Below are 21,061 nucleotides of genomic sequence, written 5' to 3'. Positions count from 1 at the left end.
CTTTCTTTATTTCTTATCATTCGACGAAGTCGTCGGCGAAGGTTCAGGGCCGAACGAGAAAAAGGCGAGCCCGGAAAACGAGCCCGACCTCTTTCCGCTGAATCCATTCGCATCATCGCGAGAGACGCTTCTTCACCTCTTCGGTCATGAACCGCTCGTAACCGGCGACATTCAGCTTGCTGAATTCCCCCACATATTGATTCCAGAGGCTGTCGAAGCTGCCCGGGTTCGCAAGCACGATTTGCGTCACATATTTCATCTGCAGCTCTTCCACCTGCTTTTTCAGAAGCTGCTCATCCGAGCCCTGCTCGATCGTGAAGCTCCATGCCGGATACCAGGGGCGTTCGTCCGGCGGCGAGAAATATCCCGAGAACGTCTTGGCTCCATAAGCCTCCAAAATTTTCTTATCGCCTTCCGTGTAGTCCATCTGAACGATTTCCGGTTGACTGCCGACGCCGTAGGCATTGCCGTTTGAGAGGACGGAGGAGCTGCCATAGCGCGGCCAGCCGTATTCAAAATCCATCCAGCCGTATTTTTCCTTGTACTGGTTGTCGTTGCGGTTGCGCAGCTGCTCTTCCGTCATGTAGAAGCGGCCTTTCTCATCGATTTCATAGGTTACGCCCGCTTCGCCCCATTGCACGAGAATTTGATTCTCTTCCTTGAGCAAATTGTCAAAATATTGGATAATCCGCACCGGATCTCGAGCCTTGACCGAAATGCTGACGCCGCGGTTGGCGACGAAGCTCGGCGGATCGACGTATTGGTCCTTGATGCTCTCGTCGAACGTAACCGGCAGCGGCGCATAGCGCAATTCGTCGACGCCGGCATTTTTGAGCGTATTGGTCGCCTCGCCGACTTGCCAGCCGTATGCGAAGTATCCGAGCAGGCGGCCGGAAGTCATTTTCTCCAGAAATTGGTCCTTGTCCATCGTGAATGACTCCGGGTCGAACAATTTTTCGGCGTTCAGCTCATTCAGCGCTTTCAGCCAGCGCCTCTCGTATTCCGAAGCCGCGTACATCTTCGCTTCATGCGTCTTCATATCGATCATGACGTCTCCGTCGTTCGGGTATCCGGCCAGATGGTTCGACGCGTTCGTCACGGTGAAAAAGTTGCCCGTAGGCGCATAAATCGCGAATCCGATGCGGGCAGTGCCTTCGTGAGTCGGATATTTCTCCATATACCGCCTGATCAGGTCAAAGTACTGGTCCAACGTCTTGATCACCGGATAGCCGAATTCCTTCAGCACGGAACGTTGAATCCAGAAGGCGCCCTGGCCGATCGTCGGGTCCGGCACATAGCCTTGGTTGGCCGAGTAAGGCAATATATAAATCTTCCCGTCCGTGTGACGCATCTGGTCGAAGTAAGGGCCGTACACGCGCTTGATATTCGGGCCGTGCTGTTCGATCAGATCATCCAACGGAATCAAAGCGCCCGCATCCAGAAACTTCTCGTATTGACCGTCCAGCGCGATGACGTCCGGGTAATCGCCGCCTGCCATCATGACGCCGGATTTGGTCTCCGCATCGCCGACGAGGTACTCGATCTTAAAGTCCACTCCCGTCTGCTCCTGCAAAATTTTGCCGATGGTCGTCTCGCTGGCCATCTTATCCTGCGCGCGGTTCTGAAAGTTAAAGTACTTGAACGTTACGGGCTGTGTGGCTGCTCCGCCGTCGCTGCCGCTATGGCCGGCGCTCCCGGAAGTGCCGCTGTCGCCTGTGCAGGCCGCGAGCAAGCAGGCCATCAGTAATACAGCCATACCGATAAGTGCCATTATTCTCTTGGACATGAAAGCTGTTACCCCTTTCCACCGATATTCGAATGACACCTTTATCATAAAATGGCCGCGATACTTTGTTTACCCGATAAACTAAAGAATAGACTTTAAAAATTATAGGAGTTCTCTCCGGAACATGCCGTACTCAAGTACTCTGGCCAAACCGTCTGGCCAAACCGCGCTGAAGCTTCTGCCGTGCAGAGCTATACTGCATTTTCCTGTGCAGGTATTTCGATCTGAACCGTTGTGCCCCGATTCGGCTCGCTCTGAATATGGAACCGAAAGCGATCCGGATAGTACAGCTTTAGCCGATACACCACATTTTGCACGCCGATCCGCTCGCCCATCTCATGATCGCGATGCAGATAGCCAAGCAATGTCTGCCGCGTTTCCGGAGACATGCCGATGCCGTTATCCCGCAGCACGAACACGAGCTTATCCTCCGCTTTGGCAATGCGCAGATCGATCATGCCGCCTTGCTTGGCAGCTTCAATGCCGTGGATGCTGGCGTTTTCGACGAATGGCAAAAACGACATTTTCGGGATCAGACATTGCAAAGCATGCTCGTCGACATCGATGCGATATTGAAGCTTGTCGCTGAAGCGGTACAGCTGAATCTCCAGGAAGCAGCGGATCAGCTCCAGCTCCTGCCGCACCGTTACGAAATCGCTCGTCCACGTAAACGAATTGCGCAGCATTTTAGCCATATTATGAATGATCTGGGCTGTCTCCTGCTCATCCTTCATGATGCTGCGCATGCGGATCGTCTCCAGCGCATTGAACAGGAAATGCGGGTTGATCTGACTTTGCAGCGCATTCAGCTGGGCGTTACGCTGCTGCAGCTCCAGCTCCTTCTTCTGCAAATCGCGGACGTACACATCGTTGATCAAGTTTTTGATGCGCAGCGTCATCCGGTTGAATTCTTTCGTCAGCTGACCGATCTCATCCGTATATTCCTCGTCCTTGATCGGAACGAAGTGCTGATTTTTTACTTTTTTCATGTGGCGGAATAACCGAATCAAGCGCACGTTGATCGAGCGGGTGATCCAGGCGATGACAATCGTGGCGAACAGCACGTTGATCGCCGCAAGCAAGACGATGAAGCTGCGGGACTGCCGCACTTGCCCGAACACTTCCTGCTCGTTGATCGTTCCGATGATGCGCCAGCCGGCCAGATAATTGGCGGGATTGTCCACCTCGAATTGGATGGTATCGCCTAAGTGCGGCACATCCTGATAGTAGACATGCTGCCTCTGCCAAGCGATGTCCGGATTCGTCGAGTATTCGATTAATCCGCGTTCATCAACCATGTACAGGTATCCCGACAAATTCAGGTTGCCGAATATTTGATTGATTTCAGAGAGCTTCATGTCGATCTTCAGTATTTTTTCCTTCGCCCGGTAGGTCCGGTAATGGTCCATTCTGCGAATGACGCTGAACGTGTCGCGCAAGCCGCCCTCGCCTGTCCGCATCACGAGCGGATACGGGGAAGGCGTCTCCTGCAATCTCCGGTACCAGTCTTTGCCGCGCACTTCGTCTGTCAAATGTTCGAGGCCGCTGGAGCGAATGATCGTCGGATTGTCAACGTATATGACGATGCTTTGCACGGAGGTGTAGACAGGGGTGTAGCTGTTCAAAATGCGGCGAATAAACGTGTTGTAATCTTCAATATAGTCGGACAGCTTCTCGTAATCGCTCTCCAGCACAGCATTCAAGTTATAGTCCGAATAAAAAACGGACGAGACGCTGATCGCATCCTCGATCTCCGTCTGAAATTCGTTGCTGATCTGTTCCAGCGCCCGCATAATGTCTTGCCGCCGCTGCTGCTTCACATTATCCGTCGTCACTTGATAGAAGATGGCGTTCGTCAGCAAAATCGGCAAAAAGACAGACAAGAAATAGACGATCAGCATCTTGTTTCTCAAGCGAATATTATTCAAGCTCCACCTCATCGTTCGACCCCTTTCCCGAAGGCTGCCGCCACGTTGCGGCCAACGGCAACGCACTGCCGTCCGCTGGCTCCCGGCGCGCGGTTTTCGCGGCAAGGCAGCGGCCTATTGCCTTCATGCGGCGTTACTGCAGCAGCTTGCTTCGATATTCGCTCGGCGTCATTTGCTCCGTCTTCTCGAATTGGGTAACAAAATATTCGGCATTGCTGAACCCGACCTTCTCCGCGATTTCATAGATGCGCAGATCGGTCTGGCGCAGCAGCTTCTTCGCTTCATTCACGCGAAGACGGAGCAAATAGTCATTAAAGTACATGCCGTAATGCTTCTTGAACAGCTGACCGAGATATACCGGATTCATGTAAAATTCGGCAGCGATGCTCTTTAGGCTGATATTTTTATGAAAATGGGCTTCAATATATTGTTTGATCCGGTGAATGCCGCCCTTGGCGCATTCTTTGCGCAGCTGCTTCAGAAGCTGGCTGCTGTCCACGACAAAATTCGTCAACAACCGTTTCAGCTCGCTTAAGCTGACATTCAGATCATGCCAGGAGATGATCGCTTCATACGAGATTAGCTCGCGCTCGTCGCCCCCCATCTCTTTGATCATTTTGGCTACTGCTGTGGCGATTTGGTGAATATTCATCTTGATCGCTTCCGGCGCGAAATAGTTGCTGCGAAATTCGTCAAACAGCCGCTCGACCGTCAAGCGGATTTCATCGGTTTTATTTTCCTCCAGCTGTTCGAGCAGCGTCTGCCGGATGGCGCGGTCTGCCTCGATAAATTGCAGCGGGCGATCGCATAGGTCTTGATAGACGATCGTCTTCGTCTCGTCATGCACATATTTGTACGACAGAGCCTCCTTCGCCGTCCGGAACGATTCATGCACCTGCGACAGCCGCTCAACCTGCATGCCGGCATAGACGAATACCCGATTGCCGAATTTTTGCGTGAGCCGGCCGCGCAGCGTCTGCATGAAGGAAGCAATGTCCCCGTCATAACGGGACAGCAGCGCATCCGATACGATCATGCCGAGACGTCCTCGATGCTCGTGAAGGAGCATATGCCTGAACTCCGGGATTAACTGCCGGAGAATCGTTTGCGTATATGGCTTGAATTCATAAGCGTCATGAGCGGCGAGCGAATCCGCTGGATGCATCCAGGGATGAACGTCGTTCAGCTCGACGAACAAATAGCGATACCCGCTCGCCTTGGGCAGCCGCTGCTCCCATTCCGCAATTTTCTCATCGCTCGCTTCACCCATAATCAGCATTTCAATGACGGAGCTGATCAGCAGCTCTTCATTCCGTTCTTTCAGAGACTTGTCTGCGCTCAGCTTCTGATGAAGCCCGATCAACGTGCGCGTCATCTCCTCCTGATCGATCGGCTTGAGGATGAAGTCGTGCACCCCGTATCTGACCGCCTGCTGCGCATACTTGAAATCGTTGTAACCGCTTATAATAATGAATGCCGGAGCCTCCCCCTTGCTCTGTTCGTTGACCGCCCGGATTAACTCCAAACCGTCCAGCACCGGCATGCGTATATCCGTGATGACGATATCCGGCTTCTTGTCCTTGATCAGCAGCAGCGCATCTTCGCCGTTGTCCGCTTCCTCGGTCACCTCGAGGCCGCATGCGCGCCAATCGATCAGCGCGCGAAGACCTTTTCTGGCGAACTGCTCATCATCGACCAGCATGACGCTGTACATGTCATGGGCACCTCCCTGGAGTATGAAACCGCTTTATATTTGCAGCTGCTTACTTTTAAGTAAATTATTTTCTTCGGCTTGGTCTATTGTCAATCGAAAAGTCAGCTTGCGGCTGTAGCCGGGGGCGGCTGCCAAATGCGGTTGAAACCGCTTGCCAATTGACCCTTTTTGTGGTAGAGTAGTAAATCCTTCTGTGTCGGAAATATAGGAAATGGAGGTAATTTCACCTTGGAACCCGCTAAGCACAGCGCTTTTCCGGAAGAAAACAAGCGGCTGAAGCAGACGTTGGACGAAATGAAGCGGCAGCTCGAGCAACTGCTCGCCATCCCGCGGTATACCGGCGACAACCCGACGGAGCAGGTGCTCGAATCGATCCGCGAAGCGAAGCGGCGCAATCTGAAGCAGGCGATGCCGGAGCCGTATTTCGGGCGGCTTGATTTTCAGGAAGCGGGCCATGACGCTCCCATTCCCTTGTACATCGGCAAGCTCGGTGTGGAGAAGGAGGATTCCACCGAGCTTCTTGTGATCGATTGGCGGGCGCCGGTCGCCAGCCTGTTCTACTCGTTCACCGGCGGCACCGCTCCCGCCCGTTACGAATCGCTGGACGGCCCGATCGAAGGGACGGTCCACCTGAAGCGCAACCTGGTCGTCCGCAATTATGCGCTGCAGCGGGTCGTGGATACGTATGACCGGAACGGGGATCAGCTTGCGGTAAGCGACGAATTCCTGCTGCATCGTCTTGGCGAGAACAAGGACAACCGGCTGCGCGACATCGTCTCGACCATCCAGGCGGAGCAGGACGCCATCATTCGCTCCGGCCGCAGCGAGGCGCTGGTCGTCCAGGGGGTGGCGGGAAGCGGCAAAACGACCGTCGCCCTGCACCGCATCGCCTACCTGCTCTACCAATACCGCGAACAGATGAGGGCGGAGAAAATCATCATTTTCGCGCCGAACCGGATGTTCCTCGATTATATTTCCGGCGTGCTGCCCGAGCTGGGCGTCGGCCACATTCAGCAGACGACGTTCGCCGACTGGGCGCTTGAGCTGCTCGTGCACGAGGTCGCCTTGGCCGATCCGGCGGAGCGGCTGAAGCAGTGGTTCGATCGGCCCGACAGCGCCGCGGACGCCGACTTCAGCGAGGCGCCGGGGCGCATCAAGGGCTCGATCCGCTTCATGCACTCGCTGGACGCGCTGCTTGACGCCTACGAAGCTGCCGCCGTTCCTGAGGCCGATTTCGTTCCGTGGCCGGGAGCGGAGCTGAAGCGAGCGACGATTCGCCACTGGTATCATACAGAGTATAAGCATGAGCCCGTGATGAAACGGCGCGATCGGGTGCTTGCCCGCATCAAGCGATGGTTGGAGATGGAGCTGGATCAATTCCGCGATCCCCGCATTCGCAAGGAGCGTAAGAAGCAGGGCTCGCAGCGTCTGCGCGAGTACGCGAAGCGTTGGACGGCGTATACGCCTTTCGCCTGGTACCGGGAGCTGTTCCGCGAGGAAGGTCCGTCCTTTGCGGCCGGCGAAGCCATGAACGGACCGCTCGTCCCGGACAAGCTGCGGCGCGAAACCGAAGCGCTCGCCAGGAAAAAACAGGTGCAGCCCGAGGATCTGGCCCCGCTGATCCATATCCGCAACCGCTTTTACGGCATTGACGGGCAACTGCGGTTCGATCATACGGTCATCGACGAAGCGCAGGATTACTCCCCGCTTCAGATCGCGCTGCTCATGCAGCATACGCGAAGCGGCTCGTTTACGATCCTCGGCGATCTGGCCCAGGGCATTCACGCCTATCAGGGCGTGCACCGTTGGGACGAAATGCTCGAGCTATTCCCCGAGGAGCAGCGCGGCTACTATACGCTGAGCCGCAGCTACCGCTCAACGATGGAGATTATCCGTTTCGCGAACGGCGTGCTGCAGCGCGGGATGGCCGATCCGCCGGAGCCGGCGGTGCCGGTGTTCCGCAGCGGAGCGCCGGTCGAGCTTGTTCGCGCGGGCGGCGCGGCGCTTGCGGCGAAGCTGGCCGGCGAGATCGCGGCTCACCGCGCGGGCGGCGAGCAGGCGGGGACGCTGGCCGTGCTTTGCCGCACGGAAGCGCGCTGCCGCGAGCTGCATGCCGCCTTGGCCAAGGCCGGCTGCGAGGCGAACCTGATCGTGCCGGGACAGCAGCAGTACGAGGGCGGCGTCTCCATCATGCCCGTGTACCTGGCCAAAGGGCTGGAGTTCGATACCGCCCTGATCGTCGACGCCGATCCGGACGCTTATCCCGCCACGCCGCATGCGGCCAAGCTGCTGTATGTCGGCTGCACGCGCGCGCTTCACTCGCTCAAGCTGTATTACGGCGATGCGCCTTCGCCGCTCGTTGCAGATATCGAAGGCGATTATGTCGCTCGCTCGGTGTAGAAACAGCGGCGCCCCGGCTTCCCGATGAAGCCGGGGCGCTTCCTTGCGCGCAAGCCGCCACAGGCGGTTATGTACACGTTCCGCCGCTGCCCGGTTAATCAGCGGCCGACCGTCAAGCTTGCAGCTCCTTAACGACATATGCCTCGCCGCTGCCGGTCAACACCGCGACCAGGTTGCGGGCGGCCAGCATGGCCATATCCAGGCGCGTCTTCTCGGTGGCGGAACCGATATGCGGCAGCGTCACGACGTTGTCCATGGACAAGAGCGGGTTGTCCGGCTGCACCGGCTCCACCTCGAACACGTCCAGTCCGGCGCCGCGAATCGCGCCGCTGCGCAGCGCCTCGATCAGCGCCTCCTCGTCGACCGTCGGGCCGCGCGAGGCGTTGATGAAGAAGGCCGACGGCTTCATCATCGCAAAATGCTCCCGCCGAATCATCCGCGTCGTCTCCGGCGTCAGCGGAGTCATCATAATGACGAAGTCGGATTCCCGCAGCAGCTCTTCCAATGGCGCATACACCGCTCCGTAACGCTCCTCCATATCGGGGCGGCGGCTCCGGTTCGTATACAGCAGCTTCATGCCGAAGCCGTGCACGGCCCGGCGGGCGATCGCTTCGCCGATCCGGCCCATGCCGATGATGCCGGCGGTCGCGTGATGCACGTCCAATCCGAAGAAGTGATCGTCGCTCAGACCCACGCCCTTCTTCCAGCGGCCCGCCTTCACGAACCGGTCCAATTCCGGCACGCGCCGGGCGACGGACAGCATCAGGGCCAGCACCGTATCGGCCACCGTCTCGTCCAGCACGTGCGGAGTATGGGTTCCGATGACGCCGCGCGCTCGCATCGCCTCGATGTCGAAGTTGTTGTAGCCGACGGAGATGTTGCTGACCACCTTCAGCCGCGGAGCGGCATCCAGCAGCTCCGCGTCGATCCGTCCTCCCGTCGTCATCAGCCCGTCGACATCCCGCAGCGCTTCGAGCAGCCCGCTGCGCGACGACGCCGTCTGTCCTTCCCACATCCGGCAGTCGCAGTGCTGCTGCAGCCACTCGAGCACCGAATCGGGAATTTTTTTGGAAATATACACTTTCGGCTTGGCGTTCATTACTCGTGCACTCTCCTTTGGGGGCTTAACTTGCATTCGACCTATGCTCAATCACTGCCCGACATGTGTTCAACCTATGTTCAACTGGCCGTCGCTCGTCACAACGGGCCGCCGCCTTCCGGCGCTCAGCCGGCCGCCTGCGTTCCGACGGACTGCTGCTCCGCCGGCAGCACTTCGTTCAGGCTTCCGGAACGGTAGCCCTGCAGATCGAGCGTGACGTAGGCGTAGCCGATCTCCTTCAGCTTCGCCTGAACCGTATCGGCGACCGCCAGCACATCCGCGAGCTCCGCAGCCGGCACCTCGATCCGCGCCAAATTGTCATGCTGCCTTACCCTCACCTGGCGAAAGCCAAGCTGAATCAAAAAATCTTCCGCCCGGTCGATCATCGACAGCTTCTCGGCCGTAATCGCTTCGCCGTACGGAATGCGCGACGAGAGGCAGGCGAACGACGGCTTATCCCAGGTGCGCAGCCCGAACTTGCGGGACAAGTGGCGGATTTCCGATTTTTTGATGCCGGCTTCCAGCAGCGGCGCCCGTACCCCTTGCTCGTGAGCCGCCTGCAGGCCCGGGCGATGCTCGCCCAAATCGTCGGCGATCGCGCCGAACACGACGCAGTCGTAGCCCCGCTCCTTGGCGATCGGAATGAGATGATCGAACAGCGAATTTTTGCAGAAATAGCAACGGTTCGTCGGATTTTCGGCATAGCCGGGGATGTTCAGCTCGCTCGTATGAATGATCGCGTGCGGCGCCCCAAGCTCGCGCGCCAGCTCGATGGCCTCCCGCTTCTCCCGCTCGGGATACGTCTCGGAATCGGCGGTAATGGCCAGCACCTTATCCGCACCGGCGAACTCGAGCGCCGCCTTCAGCAGGAAAGCGCTGTCCACTCCTCCGGAGAACGCGACGACGATGCGCCCCATCGAGCGCAAAATGCCGCCGAGCTTTTCGTATTTTTCCTCTATTTGACGATCCATGGTCTCCATGGTTTAATCGCCTCCCCAGTAATCCAATGCTCATGCACACGTTAACAGAAAGCCGCGTTGTTCGCAGCCCAATTTCCATTATAGACCCTTTTGCCGAAATAAGAAAGGCGCCTTTCGGCGTCCTTTAAAAATTTTGCCGCGCCCGACAGCGATACCGCATGCCCCGGAATGGCTCCGGCCGTCGCTTGCGCAGCGGCTTCTCCCGCTAACCGCGAAGGCTCGCCGCGGGAATCCGCAGCCTGAAGGCAGGCAAGCTGCCGGGCTCCCCGGTGCCGCTCAGCGGTCGCCAGGCTGCCCCGCTTCAGCCCTGCAACCTGCAGGCGGATTAAGCGCCATCGGCATGCGCATAACTACAGGGTTAATACTCCGCTGCTCCGGCTCCCGCATAGACCGGCTCACCGGCCAGCTGCTCCTCGCGTTCGCGCTGAATCATCCGCTTAACGAGCGACTCGATCGGCTCGGGGGCAAGCAGCTCGACCGGCGAAATGCCGCGATCGAACTGCAGCGCATCCCCTTCCAGGACGACGACGTACCGGTCGCCCAGCTTGGCGATATGCAGCTTGTCGCCGAAATCGGCCAGCATCGCCCGCACGGTCATGCCGCCGATCTTCAGCTTCATCTCGATATCCGGCTTTTGCTCCACCATCACGGAAGTCGCTTCGAGCACCTGCTCGCGGTCCCATTTTTCCTGAAGCTCCCTTTTTTCGCTGCAGGCCCACAGCTCGATTTCCTCCCATTGCCGCGCCTTCTCCTCATCGTCCCCCACATAGATTTCGTCGACGTATTGCTGCACAAAGCCGAGCACCTGCTCGTTCATCAGCTCGGGAACCGATTTTTCGTACTCCACATGCCGCAAAAAATCCTCGAAGTACCGCGCATGCGACGATTGGTGGATTTTCAGCTCGCGCACCTCCAGCATTCCCGGCTCCGGCATATGCGGGTACATGATCGACTTCATGTTTTTCGCATTGATCGCCATCTCCACTTTATGAAGCAGGCTGCGTTCATCGGTAATGCGCGCAATCTTTTGCTCAAAGTCGCATTTCAGCACGAAAATGAACGGCTCGTCGAAAAGCTCGGGCAGCCGCAAGCGGGCGACGAACAGCGCTCCGCCCCGAATGGCGCTTGCGTCCATATACGCCTGGGCCATCGCCTCCGCTTCCGCCGCAAATTCGTCGATCGTCTCCGCGACCCGCAGCCGGGCGAACAGATTGTAATTCGGGTTCGAGTCCAGATCGTAGCCCGGCTCGACAGTAAAGCGGCCGATCTTCGTCGGCACCTGCTCCGCCTTCGGATGCAGCTCGGCCTTGCGCTTTACAATCTTCGGGAACTCCCCATGCAAAAACGGCTGCAGCTCGCTCGCCTCGTAATCGTCCGCATCCATCGTCTGATAATGCTTGAGCCGCTTCCCGCCCTGCCCCTCCTCCCCGTCCACCTGGATCACGAAAAAGGAAATGTAGTCCATGTCAAATCTCATCCGTCGCCTCTCCCCTGCCATTATGAAAATGAAAAGACGTCCTATATGACCATCCGACAGCACGTAGCCGAAACAGCAAGAAGAAAAAAACCACCCTAAAAGGCTGACGCCCCCCAAGGTGGGTCCAAATCATCGTATCACAGCTTGCTCGCTGCCGGCAACCGGACGATGCTTCCGTTCGCGCTGGAAGCAGCGCAAACGCCGGCGGCGTCCAGGCCCGCCCCCGCCCCCCGCAAAGCCCGCAGGCGGGAGGCTGAACCCGCTCGGCATGCCGGACGCTTTAGCGGATCACGCCGCAGGCGATGCGGGCGCCGGAATTGCCGGACGGGTCCGTCTTGTAATCGTCCGCTTGCTCGTGAATGACGAGCGCGGTTCCTTCGCTCTTGAGCAGCGAGTTCGGCTTGCCCTTCTCCAGCGTCAGCAGCTTCGCCGTCACGTCAGCCTTCGCCCTGCCATCTGCTCCGACAGTCACGTTCGGCAAATCCCCGGCATGGGGGCCTTCCGGATTCTCCAATCCGTGATGCTTCATGTGCGGATTGAAGTGATCCCCGGCGCTTTTAAAATCAGGCGGCTCGCATACGCCCACCTGATGAACGTGGAAGCCGTGCTCGCCCGGCGGCAATGGGCCCGCCTCCAGCTGGATGCGAACGCCTTCCTTCGTCTGGGATAGCAGCGCCTGGCCGATCTCCTGTCCGCTGCCGTTGATCATCCGGACCGTAACGTGTCGGGGCGCGTTCGGCTCGCTCCCGGCAGCCGAAGCGGATGCAGCTTCGCCCGCCTGATCCGTTCCCGGAGCAGGCAAGCTCGCCGCCGGCGCCTGCTCGCGGTTGATCCGGAAGCCGAGCCAATCGGCGCTGACGCCCTGGCACCCGCTCACCAGCAGCGTCAGAGCCGCGGCCGGCACCCATCGTCGAATCGATTTCACGTGTTTACCTCCTGTGTCACACTCATTCGCGGGAATCGTCGTCCCATGAAATCAGTGTAACCTTGCAGCCAGGACGATAAACGTGCACCTTCAGTCGGCCGGCCGGCAATTCATCCGCCGAGACGGCCTGTACCCTACCGTCCGTTCGCGCTTAAGTGGGCGAACGGATTGCGCCATTCCATAAGCATGGCATAGCCGCGGGATTCCTCGTCCTCCAGATAGCCGGGAATAAGCTTCACCGGCGTGCGGCCGCAGCGCAGCAGGAACGTCATAACCGGGTCCTTCAGCCGGCCGGCCATAACCGCTTCGACATAGTCCTCAGCGGACATGCTGTCGGCATGCCGATGATATCCGGGGATGCGTCCTCCGCCGAGCAGTCGCTTCAGCCCGAGTTGCACGACAACCTCGTACATCGACAGCATGAGCCATTTGCCAAGCCCAAGCTTCCGGTATGCGGGCCGGACGCAAATATCGACGATATACAGCGTCTCCCCTTCCGGATCGTGGTTGCGAATGTAGCCGGAATCCGTTATTTCTTCCCACGTATGCTCGGCATGCTGCGGATCGAAGCGGACCCGCAGCCCGGTCATGGAGGCGGCAAGCTCTCCCTCGACCTCGACGCACAGCGCTCCTTCCGGGAATCTCGTTACGTGGTTTAACAATTGCTCCTCGTTCCACCACAGCTCAGCTGGAAACGGCGGAGGGAAGCTCTCCTGCTGTATGCGGATCAATCCGGCAAAATCGGCCTCGCGATATGTCCGGATGACGGCCTTCACCGGCCGGTCTCCATCGAATACGTATAGTTCTTTCCGATACGACATCCCGCAACCTCCTTCACGTCTCGCCTGCAGGAGGCAAGCCCGCCCTCTCCCGCGCGGGCGAGCGGCCTCATCCTGCAGCTTCTTCTCGTCGGCGCGCGCCAGACGACCGGGCCGCTCGGCTACCTTATCGGCCACGGTAGCGCGGCGAGCGCTCGAACTGGCGCCCTGATCGCTTCGGCGAGCTGCCGCGCCTTATTACTGCCAATCCGTATACAGATCGGTGCGGCGGTCGCGCCATGTCGTCACCGAGCCTTTGTCCCTGACCTGCTGCAGCAAAGACAGGTCCAGATCGCCCGTGATTACCATGTCGTCGTTAATTTCCCCGGCCGTCATCATGCCCCCTGGCGGGAACGGAACATCGTTCGGCGTAATGATCGCCGCCTGTCCGTAATTGCCGCGCATGAAATCGACGGTCGGCAGCGAGCCGACCGTGCCGGTCGTCACGACGTATACCTGGTTCTCGATCGTGCGGGCGTGACAGCAGTAGCGCACCCGGTGAAACCCGTGCCGGTCGTCGGTGCACGACGGGCAGAAAATGACGTCTGCGCCGCGTGCCCTGGCCATCCGCACGATCTCCGGAAATTCGATATCGTAGCAGATCAGAATCGCGATCCGGCCTTTATCCGTATCGAAGACCTGCAGCGCATCGCCTGCAGCCATATCCCATTCCTTCACTTCCGTCGGCGTAATATGCAGCTTCCGCTGCGTGCCGATCCGCCCGTCGGGGTAGAACAAGTAAGCCGTGTTGTATAGCCGGTCCCCATCGCGGATAATATGGGTTCCGCCGATCAGATGCATGCCTGTGTCCGTGGCAAGCTTCCGGAACAATGCCTCGTATTGTTCCGTGAACGAGGGAAGCTCCCCAATCGGCAGCGCCTCGCCGCTACCGCCGCCGCGTCCGATGGACAGCAATTGCGTCGTGAACAGCTCCGGAAACAGCACAAAATCGGCCTCGAACTCGGCGGCCGTCTTCACGTAATGCGTCACCTGCCGGGCGAAATCGTCGAATCCGGCAATCGTATGTAAATGATACTGCACAGCGGATACTCTCATCTTCATCTAATTTACAGCTCCTTCAATACTCCAGTTTCGGCAAATCCGCCGCGATCGGCTCGAAAAACAAGATGCGCGGCTTTTTGAGGCAGCAGGTCGTCATCGCCCGCCGGTCTCCGACCAGCACCGTCTTGACCGGCTCGAGCCACTGCCCGTGCAGCTTCTCCGCCATGCGGCCGAGCAGCTCGTCGTCCGCCAGGAATAGCTCCGTCCCGTCCGGCAGCAGATGGCGCTGCGTGCCCGGGATTGGCCGGATCCGCCGCTCCATGCCGACCTTCGACGCCATGCGCACGAACAGGAAGCCGTCATGCTTCAGCACGCGCCACAATTCGCCGGCCATCTGCAGAAAATGCGCCTCGTCCGCGGCGAAATGCAGCACCGCGTTGCAGATGACGACATCGAAATAATCGTTCGCGAAGCTGAGCTTCTCGATTGGCTCCACGCGAAATCGCTCTTCTCCGGAACCGGCCAACCCGCCGGGAAGCGCCGTATCGGCCTCCAGCTCCAGCGCAAGGTCCCGGACGGCGGCAATCGCTTCCTCCGAACGGTCCACGCCATATATATCGTAGCCCTCGCGCATGAAATAGACAAGATTCCGCCCTTGCCCGCAACCGGCATCCAATATTCTCATGCCGGGTCCGATCCGCCCTTTCAGCAGCTGATCGAACAAATAAATATCGATATCGCCGAACATCTCCCGCACGTTCATTCCGATTAACGCCCGCTTTCTTTCATGAGACGAAGGTTGTGCTGTACATTATACCATCAGCCGCAGGATAAAACTACGCTGTCAGCGCTTCCTCGCGAAAATTCGGCGCCGAACATTCGGCCTGACGCTGAAGCCAGCAGCGCCAAATCCGCGCGGCGAAGTCCTGGCGCAGGCGGCGAAGTCCTCTCAGCAGCGCCGAAGCCCTCTCTGTGGCACCGAAATCCTGCCTCCGGCACCGAAGCCTTGGCACAGGCAGCGAAGTTCTCTCAGCAGCGCCAAATCCGCGCGGCGAAGTCCTGGCGCAGGCAGCGAAGTCCTCTCAGCAGCGCCGAAGTCCTGTCTGCGGCACCGAAGTCCTGCCTCTGGCACGAAGTTCTCTCTCCGGCACCGAAGCCGGTGCAACCAACGCGCTCGCCGCCTCGATCCCGCTTATTTAAAGGGGACGAAGGGCGGATTGTTTTCCGCATCTTTTTTGTAGCGGTACGGGCTCGTGCCCGTCTCCGCTTTGAACAGCTGGCAAAAATATGACTCGTTCGTCAGGCCGACCGCCTCGCCCACCTCCCCTACCGAAAGATCGCTCGTCTTCAGCAGCCAGCAAGCTTGGCGGATGCGCACCTTTTTCAAATAATCCGTAATGCTGGAGCCGACCTGTTTTTTGAACAAATAAGAGACGTAAGCCGGCGACAAATGAACCGCCTGCGCGAGCTTTTTCAATTCGAAGGGCTCCATATAGTGAAGATCGATCCAGCGGATCATTTGCTCGACCGGAGACAGCGGAGACGTCGCCGTGTCCCAGGCCGTTTTAAGCATGCACAGCATGGAGATCAGAAGCATCGCCTGGTGCTCCATCACATCCGCGGAGTTCATCGGCCGAAAGCCGCCCTGATACAGCTGAAAAAGCGCATCGAGGCTGCTCGGATCCAGTTCCCCGAACACCATCGGCGCCGTCCGTTCGTGCAGCATGGAGAAGAGCAGCCTGCGCAGCGACGGAAACGCGGTCAGGAACTTCTCCAGCGCAGCCGGCTCGAACAGCAGCAGCGTGCGCACATACGGCTGGCGGGAGCTCGTAAACATCTGCACCTGATGCAGCTGATACGGCTTAAAAATGAACAGCGTGCCCGGCCTTACGATGAACGACTGCCGGTCGATCGATACCCGCCCGAAGCCTTCGTGCACGTACAGCATCTCGACGCCCTGATGCGCGTGGCGCACGCTGATAAACTGCTGCGTCCGGTCCTCCCGCAAACGGAAGAAAAAAGGATATTCGTTTAAATGCATATAATTCGTCATTCGCACGTCCATCACCCCCTGCCCGCGCGGACGCGGCGGACATTATCGTAATCCAGCAACAAATCTGCTAAACCCGGCAACAGACTTTCCGGCGTTTCATTCGCTATCATGGAGCATGAATCCGCTGGGATGACAGCGTATTCAGAGAGCGGCAGCCACATTTTAGAAAGGGGACAAAAACAGATGACAAGAACACAGCGTACCTGCGCCGTTTTGGCGCTGACGGCGGCGATGGCGCTTTCCGCCTGCTCGCGGCAGGACATCGCGTCGGAACCGGAGCCGGGAGGAGCGCTCGCCGAGCCGGTCGAGCTCTCTTTTTATCATAACGCAGGAATTCCCGAGGAACAGTTCATGTCGCAGTTCGGCAATTATATTCGGGAAAAGCTGCCGAACGTAACCGTCAAATTCATACCGAAGGACAAAACCGTATCGTTCCCGGAGATGGTCGCCAGCGGATCGATGAAGATCGACATATTTATCGATTCCATCGGCCAGATCGGCCTCAAGGGCTCGCTGCTCGATGTCGGGCTGCACGAGGACATGACGGAGCTGGTGAAGAAGCACAACGTCGATTTGAACCGTTTTGACCCGGGCGCGATCGAGGCGATCAACGTGATGGGCGGGCTGTACGGGCTTCCCATCAGCAACAGCACGATGCTCATTATGTACAACAAGGACATCTTCGACCGGTTCGGCGTGCCCTATCCTCAGGACGGCATGACCTGGGACGAATTGACCGAGCTGTCCAAGAAGCTCACGAGAAGCGACGGCGGAGTCCATTACGTCGGCTATTCCACCTCGATCAACCATTATCTGCGGATGAATCCGCTTTCGCTGGTCAATGTCGATCCGAAGACGAACCGGGCGTCGCTGAACAACGAGGATTGGAAAAAGCTGCTTCAGGAATCGATGCTTAATCCGATGCAATCCGACGTGTACAAACAGGTGGCAGCCGAGCTGAAAAGCAAATGGTACAAAATCCCTTATTTAGACGAGTTTTCCAAAACGCAAAATACGGCGATGTTCAGCTTTATGTACGGAGAGTACGAATGGTTAAAAGGGATGAACTACGACGTTGTCTCGCTCCCGAGCTTCAAGGACAACCCGAAGGTCGGCAGCCAGTCGTATCCGACGTACATGTTCATTACATCTACCAGCGAGCATAAAGATGCCGCGATGGAAGTGGTGAAGCTGTTTATATCGGACGACTACCAGACCCGGATGTCCAAATCCGGAGGCATCACCACGCTGAACAACGATGCCATCAAGCAGGTGTTCGGCGAAGAGACGGAGATGAAGGACAAAAACATCAAAAACGCCGTCTTCTTCAACCGTCCCGCCCCGGCCGTTGCCAAAACGCGGTACGATACCTTTGTCGAGGAAGCCATCCGCAAGCAGTATACGCCGCTGCTGACGGGCGAAACCGATCTGAACACGGCCCTTAGAACCGCCGAGGAAGAAGTGAACCAGAAAATCGAGGCAGAGCAGAAATAACTATCGCCAAGCTGCGCCAAGACCGGCTTCATAACGGCCAGGCCACAGCGGCATTCTCCCTGGCAATCGGCAGTTTGGCTGACGGCAATCTCCCTGGCAGGAAGCTTCCGGTAGGCGGCATTCTGGCAGGCGATATCGGCCGCTCTGGGCAATTGAACGGTTCTCCGCCGCCGACATGTCCGCGGTCCGAATGCGGCAACCGAGCGCGAAGCAATCGCGGACGGCTATGACGAGCGATTTCTCGCGCAGCACCATCAGATGATGAAAATGGACCGCGGACCCCGGACTATTTTCACGAGAGCCCGCAAATGTTGTATTTTGTACAACAAAAACGGGGGGATACACCCTATTTACGGCTCAATGTTGTATTTTGTGTATTTTGTGCAACATTTCAGGCGATGTTTCCGGGTTTGAAGCCCATCGCCCCTAAATTGTTGTATAAAATGCAACATTCCCCTTTCTCTTGCACAATAAATGCCGAAAATGTTGTATTTTTTGCAGGATTTGTCGCCTCATGTGCTGAGGGATGGGCATGCAACCCTGATGATCAGGGAGCGAATTTGCAACCGGTTACATCTGGTATTATACGCATCCAGACGGCAGCAAGTCAATTCATCAGAAAGCGCTTCCAAACAGCGCATAAAGCTGCGCACAAGAGCGGGAATCGCCCCGCTCTTTGCCTTTTTCGGCCTTCCCCCCGGCTTATCGCAGCGAACCGCGCTGCGGGTTGTTACACGCATGACCTTTCTTGATCGCCGTGTCGTCGAATCCCGACATCTGCCCTTCTTGATCCTGGGAAGTGACACAAGGTCTGGCGCAGCGTTGGCGCTGTTGCGCTAACTCCGCCACGCTAACGCTGGCCACAAAGCTTATTTCGCTAGAAATAACCGTTATCGGATTGTAACGCTCGCCAGCCACCTAATTGTACCTTCGGAGCGATCGAAAGCGAGTTTTTAGGCAAAATAGCGCTGCTCGGTTTCCTTATATTTTTAATAAGGCTATATTCATGGAAATAGCGCTTCTCAGCAGCGTTAGCGTTCGCAGCGAACCTGAAGGCGTCTCGTCCAGGCCTGGGTTAGTTGGTCAAGCGCTGATCCCGGAATCGCTACAAAAAACAAGCAGAACTTTCGGAGTTGCGCGTATAATCTAGATGACAGCCGCCTACGGCAGACGAATGCTCCGGGAGGGATCGATTTGAACAATCATGAAATCAAAATTTTTGCGGGCAGCTCGGGAAAGGCGTTTGCCGAGAAAATGTGCCGATATATTGGCGCAAACCTGGGACAGTCCGAAACGATAACCTTTTCGGAAGGCAATATCTTCGTTCGCATCGGCGAAACGGTGCGGGACAAGGACGTCTATCTCGTTCAATCGATCGGTCTCAGGCCAAACGACGAATTCGTGGAAATTCTTTTTTGGGCTGACGCCTTCAAGAGAGCCAGCGCCAACTCCGTAACGGTCATTCTCCCCTATTTCAGCTATGCCAAAGGCGACAAAAAAGACGAGCCGCGCGTCTCTATCCGGGCAAGGGTATGCGCGGAGTCAATGGAGCTGGCCGGAGTAGACCGCATCGTCGCCATGGATTTGCACAGCCAGCAAATTCAAGGCTTTTTCAAGAAGCCGGTGGATCACCTGTTCGCTTTGCCTGTCCTGTGCGAGGCGGTCAAGCGGCTACAGCCCGCCGACCCGGTCGTCGTCTCGCCGGACGCGGGCTTTGCCAAGCAAGCCCGCAAATTCGCGGAGCATCTCGGCGCTTCCATCGCTATCGGAGACAAAACGAGGCGCAGCCATAACGAGCGGGCCGAGCTGCTTGAGCTGATCGGCGACGTCGCCGGCAAAACGGCCGTTATTGTCGACGACTTCTCCATTTCCGGCGGAACGCTGACGGAGATAGCCCAGCTGCTGAAGCAGCGGGGAGCTGTAAGCATTATCGCCTGCCTGTCCCATCTCGTCCTGAGCGAAGCCGCAGTCAAAAAGCTGGACGCCAGCCCCATCGAGCGCATCATTGGAACCGATTCCGTAGACAATCCCCACCTGATCCATTCCGCTAAAATAATGCAGGTATCCGCGGCGCCGCTGTTCGGCGAAGCCGTCAGCCGCATTCACCGCAAGGAATCGCTCAGCCCGCTGTTCGACAACGTCCCCGAGCAGGTCATCGACAGTTCGCTGGGCTGACCGGCGCGGAGCAGCGCAGATTAAGCTGCAAGTCTCGCGGGCATGCCCCTTGGCGATTGAGCGGCAAGGCAGCATGCGGATGCCGACTGACGCGCGGCGCGCGGCGCCCCTCAAACGGCTCGCAATGCGACCGCGGCTTGTTGCTAATCGCGATTCATCGTCGCACTAACGCTTGATCGCGGTGTAGCGCAGTTTCACCCTCGGCTGAGATTCACCGCCGATTTACCCTCGGCCCGCGATTCACCGTCGCACTAACGCTTGATCGCAATGTAGCAGCGTCCCGCCCCCGTGTCCTTTTTTCCGCTAGCTTTTGTACGTCACATTGATTTTATAGGTTTGCTGCAAAAAGCCGGAGATTTTATCTTTATCGTCGGTAAGTCTGGCAGCGATCGACGGACCGCGCAGATGATCGACCGCCTCCTCTCGCAAAGACTCGTATTTTGCCTTCTGCTTATCGTACTTCTTCGAATAATAATTCATCAAATAAAATAAAAACGCCGCCAGGAAGACAAGCAGCACATTTGCGGAGCTTCCCGCCAGTGCCCCCAGCATGCGCATGATGTTGCCGCCGGAAGGAATCAGAATCGCCTTGTAAAAATAGACGACCGTCGCCGTCGAGCCAAGCAGCGCGAGGTAAGCCAGCAGCGCGCGCAGCTTGGCATAGCGATCCAGCTTTTTCTTCCTGGCGACGAGCTCGTTCAGCAGCTTCTTGGTATCCTCGGAAACGTCCATCTCGGTCCAAATCATGCGCATTCCCTCCCCTTATACAAGGAGTGTATGCGCATGTCCGGGGCACTTTGCAAGCCTGCCGCAGATTTATTTTTGACATGCGAAGGCCGCCGCACCGCCCGAGTCTGCCAGGCATTTTACCGTCCGGCCTGGCTTGCTCCCGGTTCGGCCCCTGCCTAGCCGGAGCAGCGGACTGCTCGCAACACCGCAAGACAGCTCTAGGCGCGATGGCGAGCGGTCCGCGGCACGCTGTCGGCCGGCCATACGCACGCCCTTCTTCCGCCCGAGGCAGGCAACGCCGCTTTCGGACAGCTGCCCTCGGCCCTGCCCACCCAGGCTCCCTCTATGCCCTCCGCTTCGTCTGCGGCTCCGTACTCTGCGTCCACCTGTGGTCCGCTCTTCGTCCGCAGCCTCGTGCTCCTGCGGGCCCTGAATGCCCGCGTTTCGTCTGCGGCTCCGTACTCTGCGTCCATCTGTGGTC

The 21,061-nt window shown here is 57.8% G+C and carries 17 protein-coding genes; 4 read left to right on the top strand and 13 right to left on the bottom strand.

Features of this window, described 5'->3' with window-relative positions; genetic code table 11:
• Positions 1–112 precede the first annotated feature (112 nt).
• The 3 genes from F591_RS0106235 to F591_RS0106225 form a co-directional block, all read right to left on the bottom strand.
• Entirely contained in the window at positions 113–1,786 is a 1,674-nt protein-coding gene (locus tag F591_RS0106235) for an ABC transporter substrate-binding protein (RefSeq protein ID WP_019533731.1), read from the bottom strand.
• Between the two features lie 191 nt (positions 1,787–1,977).
• On the bottom strand, positions 1,978–3,726 hold the full coding sequence (locus tag F591_RS0106230) for a cache domain-containing sensor histidine kinase (RefSeq protein ID WP_019533730.1): 1,749 nt from the start codon (positions 3,724–3,726) through the stop codon (positions 1,978–1,980).
• 121 nt (positions 3,727–3,847) lie between these two features.
• Positions 3,848–5,428, bottom strand: coding sequence for a response regulator transcription factor (locus F591_RS0106225; protein ID WP_019533729.1), 1,581 nt, complete (start codon positions 5,426–5,428; stop codon positions 3,848–3,850).
• 228 nt (positions 5,429–5,656) lie between these two features.
• Between F591_RS0106225 and F591_RS0106220 the strand changes: the two genes are divergently transcribed.
• A complete protein-coding gene (locus F591_RS0106220) occupies positions 5,657–7,828 on the top strand; it encodes a HelD family protein (protein ID WP_019533728.1) in 2,172 nt (723 codons plus the stop codon).
• A 112-nt stretch (positions 7,829–7,940) separates the two neighbouring features.
• Here F591_RS0106220 and F591_RS0106215 read toward each other — a convergent pair whose 3' ends face one another.
• The 8 genes from F591_RS0106215 to F591_RS27490 form a co-directional block, all read right to left on the bottom strand.
• Positions 7,941–8,927, bottom strand: coding sequence for a 2-hydroxyacid dehydrogenase (locus tag F591_RS0106215; RefSeq protein ID WP_019533727.1), 987 nt, complete (start codon positions 8,925–8,927; stop codon positions 7,941–7,943).
• 125 nt (positions 8,928–9,052) lie between these two features.
• Entirely contained in the window at positions 9,053–9,907 is an 855-nt protein-coding gene (gene larE, locus F591_RS0106210; protein ID WP_019533726.1) for an ATP-dependent sacrificial sulfur transferase LarE, read from the bottom strand.
• 358 nt (positions 9,908–10,265) lie between these two features.
• A complete protein-coding gene (locus tag F591_RS0106205) occupies positions 10,266–11,384 on the bottom strand; it encodes a DUF3900 domain-containing protein (RefSeq protein ID WP_019533725.1) in 1,119 nt (372 codons plus the stop codon).
• Between the two features lie 280 nt (positions 11,385–11,664).
• The gene (locus F591_RS0106200) at positions 11,665–12,309 is read right to left on the bottom strand and encodes a superoxide dismutase family protein (protein ID WP_019533724.1); all 645 of its coding nucleotides are present in this window, start codon (positions 12,307–12,309) and stop codon (positions 11,665–11,667) included.
• 134 nt (positions 12,310–12,443) lie between these two features.
• Positions 12,444–13,130, bottom strand: a complete 687-nt coding sequence (locus F591_RS0106195) for a GNAT family N-acetyltransferase (protein WP_019533723.1) — start codon at positions 13,128–13,130, stop codon at positions 12,444–12,446.
• A 195-nt stretch (positions 13,131–13,325) separates the two neighbouring features.
• Entirely contained in the window at positions 13,326–14,189 is an 864-nt protein-coding gene (locus F591_RS0106190) for a carbon-nitrogen hydrolase family protein (protein ID WP_019533722.1), read from the bottom strand.
• A 16-nt stretch (positions 14,190–14,205) separates the two neighbouring features.
• Positions 14,206–14,892 carry a class I SAM-dependent methyltransferase gene (locus F591_RS27495; RefSeq protein WP_019533721.1) on the bottom strand — a complete coding sequence of 229 codons (687 nt, stop codon included), beginning with the start codon at positions 14,890–14,892 and terminating at the stop codon, positions 14,206–14,208.
• 429 nt (positions 14,893–15,321) lie between these two features.
• Positions 15,322–16,182 (bottom strand): AraC family transcriptional regulator, encoded by an 861-nt coding sequence (locus tag F591_RS27490; protein ID WP_019533720.1) that lies wholly within the window; start codon positions 16,180–16,182, stop codon positions 15,322–15,324.
• A 183-nt stretch (positions 16,183–16,365) separates the two neighbouring features.
• Here F591_RS27490 and F591_RS0106175 point away from each other — a divergent pair, with 183 nt between their 5' ends.
• From F591_RS0106175 to F591_RS0106170, 3 genes are all read left to right on the top strand, one after another.
• Positions 16,366–17,676 (top strand): ABC transporter substrate-binding protein, encoded by a 1,311-nt coding sequence (locus F591_RS0106175; RefSeq protein ID WP_019533719.1) that lies wholly within the window; start codon positions 16,366–16,368, stop codon positions 17,674–17,676.
• 308 nt (positions 17,677–17,984) lie between these two features.
• On the top strand, positions 17,985–18,428 hold the full coding sequence (locus F591_RS33375) for a hypothetical protein (RefSeq protein ID WP_156829468.1): 444 nt from the start codon (positions 17,985–17,987) through the stop codon (positions 18,426–18,428).
• A 442-nt stretch (positions 18,429–18,870) separates the two neighbouring features.
• Positions 18,871–19,851, top strand: a complete 981-nt coding sequence (locus F591_RS0106170; RefSeq protein ID WP_019533718.1) for a ribose-phosphate diphosphokinase — start codon at positions 18,871–18,873, stop codon at positions 19,849–19,851.
• Between the two features lie 303 nt (positions 19,852–20,154).
• Here the strand turns inward: F591_RS0106170 and F591_RS0106165 are convergent, their stop codons facing one another.
• Together F591_RS0106165 and F591_RS32225 are read right to left on the bottom strand one after the other, a co-directional pair.
• Entirely contained in the window at positions 20,155–20,598 is a 444-nt protein-coding gene (locus F591_RS0106165) for a DUF2663 family protein (protein ID WP_019533717.1), read from the bottom strand.
• 200 nt (positions 20,599–20,798) lie between these two features.
• On the bottom strand, positions 20,799–21,061 hold a 263-nt coding region (locus F591_RS32225; protein WP_211217562.1), incomplete at its 5' end, for a hypothetical protein.

The organism is Paenibacillus ginsengihumi DSM 21568 (genome assembly GCF_000380965.1).
In the GTDB taxonomy this organism is placed as follows: Bacteria; Bacillota; Bacilli; order Paenibacillales; family NBRC-103111; genus Paenibacillus_G; species Paenibacillus_G ginsengihumi.
This window is presented reverse-complemented; position numbering and strand designations above follow the sequence as displayed.

Excerpts from the sequence above, each read along its gene's own strand:
- F591_RS0106190 (WP_019533722.1), bottom strand. The coding sequence starts at position 14,189 with ATGAAGATGAGAGTATCCGCTGTGCAGTATCATTTACATACGATTGCC.
- F591_RS0106230 (WP_019533730.1), bottom strand. The coding sequence starts at position 3,726 with ATGAGGTGGAGCTTGAATAATATTCGCTTGAGAAACAAGATGCTGATC.
- F591_RS27495 (WP_019533721.1), bottom strand. The coding sequence starts at position 14,892 with ATGAACGTGCGGGAGATGTTCGGCGATATCGATATTTATTTGTTCGAT.
- larE (WP_019533726.1), bottom strand. The coding sequence starts at position 9,907 with ATGGAGACCATGGATCGTCAAATAGAGGAAAAATACGAAAAGCTCGGC.
- F591_RS0106195 (WP_019533723.1), bottom strand. The coding sequence starts at position 13,130 with ATGTCGTATCGGAAAGAACTATACGTATTCGATGGAGACCGGCCGGTG.
- F591_RS0106215 (WP_019533727.1), bottom strand. The coding sequence starts at position 8,927 with ATGAACGCCAAGCCGAAAGTGTATATTTCCAAAAAAATTCCCGATTCG.
- F591_RS0106235 (WP_019533731.1), bottom strand. The coding sequence starts at position 1,786 with ATGTCCAAGAGAATAATGGCACTTATCGGTATGGCTGTATTACTGATG.
- F591_RS0106225 (WP_019533729.1), bottom strand. The coding sequence starts at position 5,428 with ATGTACAGCGTCATGCTGGTCGATGATGAGCAGTTCGCCAGAAAAGGT.
- F591_RS0106165 (WP_019533717.1), bottom strand. The coding sequence starts at position 20,598 with ATGATTTGGACCGAGATGGACGTTTCCGAGGATACCAAGAAGCTGCTG.
- F591_RS27490 (WP_019533720.1), bottom strand. The coding sequence starts at position 16,182 with ATGACGAATTATATGCATTTAAACGAATATCCTTTTTTCTTCCGTTTG.
- F591_RS0106175 (WP_019533719.1), top strand. The coding sequence starts at position 16,366 with ATGACAAGAACACAGCGTACCTGCGCCGTTTTGGCGCTGACGGCGGCG.
- F591_RS33375 (WP_156829468.1), top strand. The coding sequence starts at position 17,985 with ATGTTGTATTTTGTACAACAAAAACGGGGGGATACACCCTATTTACGG.
- F591_RS0106205 (WP_019533725.1), bottom strand. The coding sequence starts at position 11,384 with ATGAGATTTGACATGGACTACATTTCCTTTTTCGTGATCCAGGTGGAC.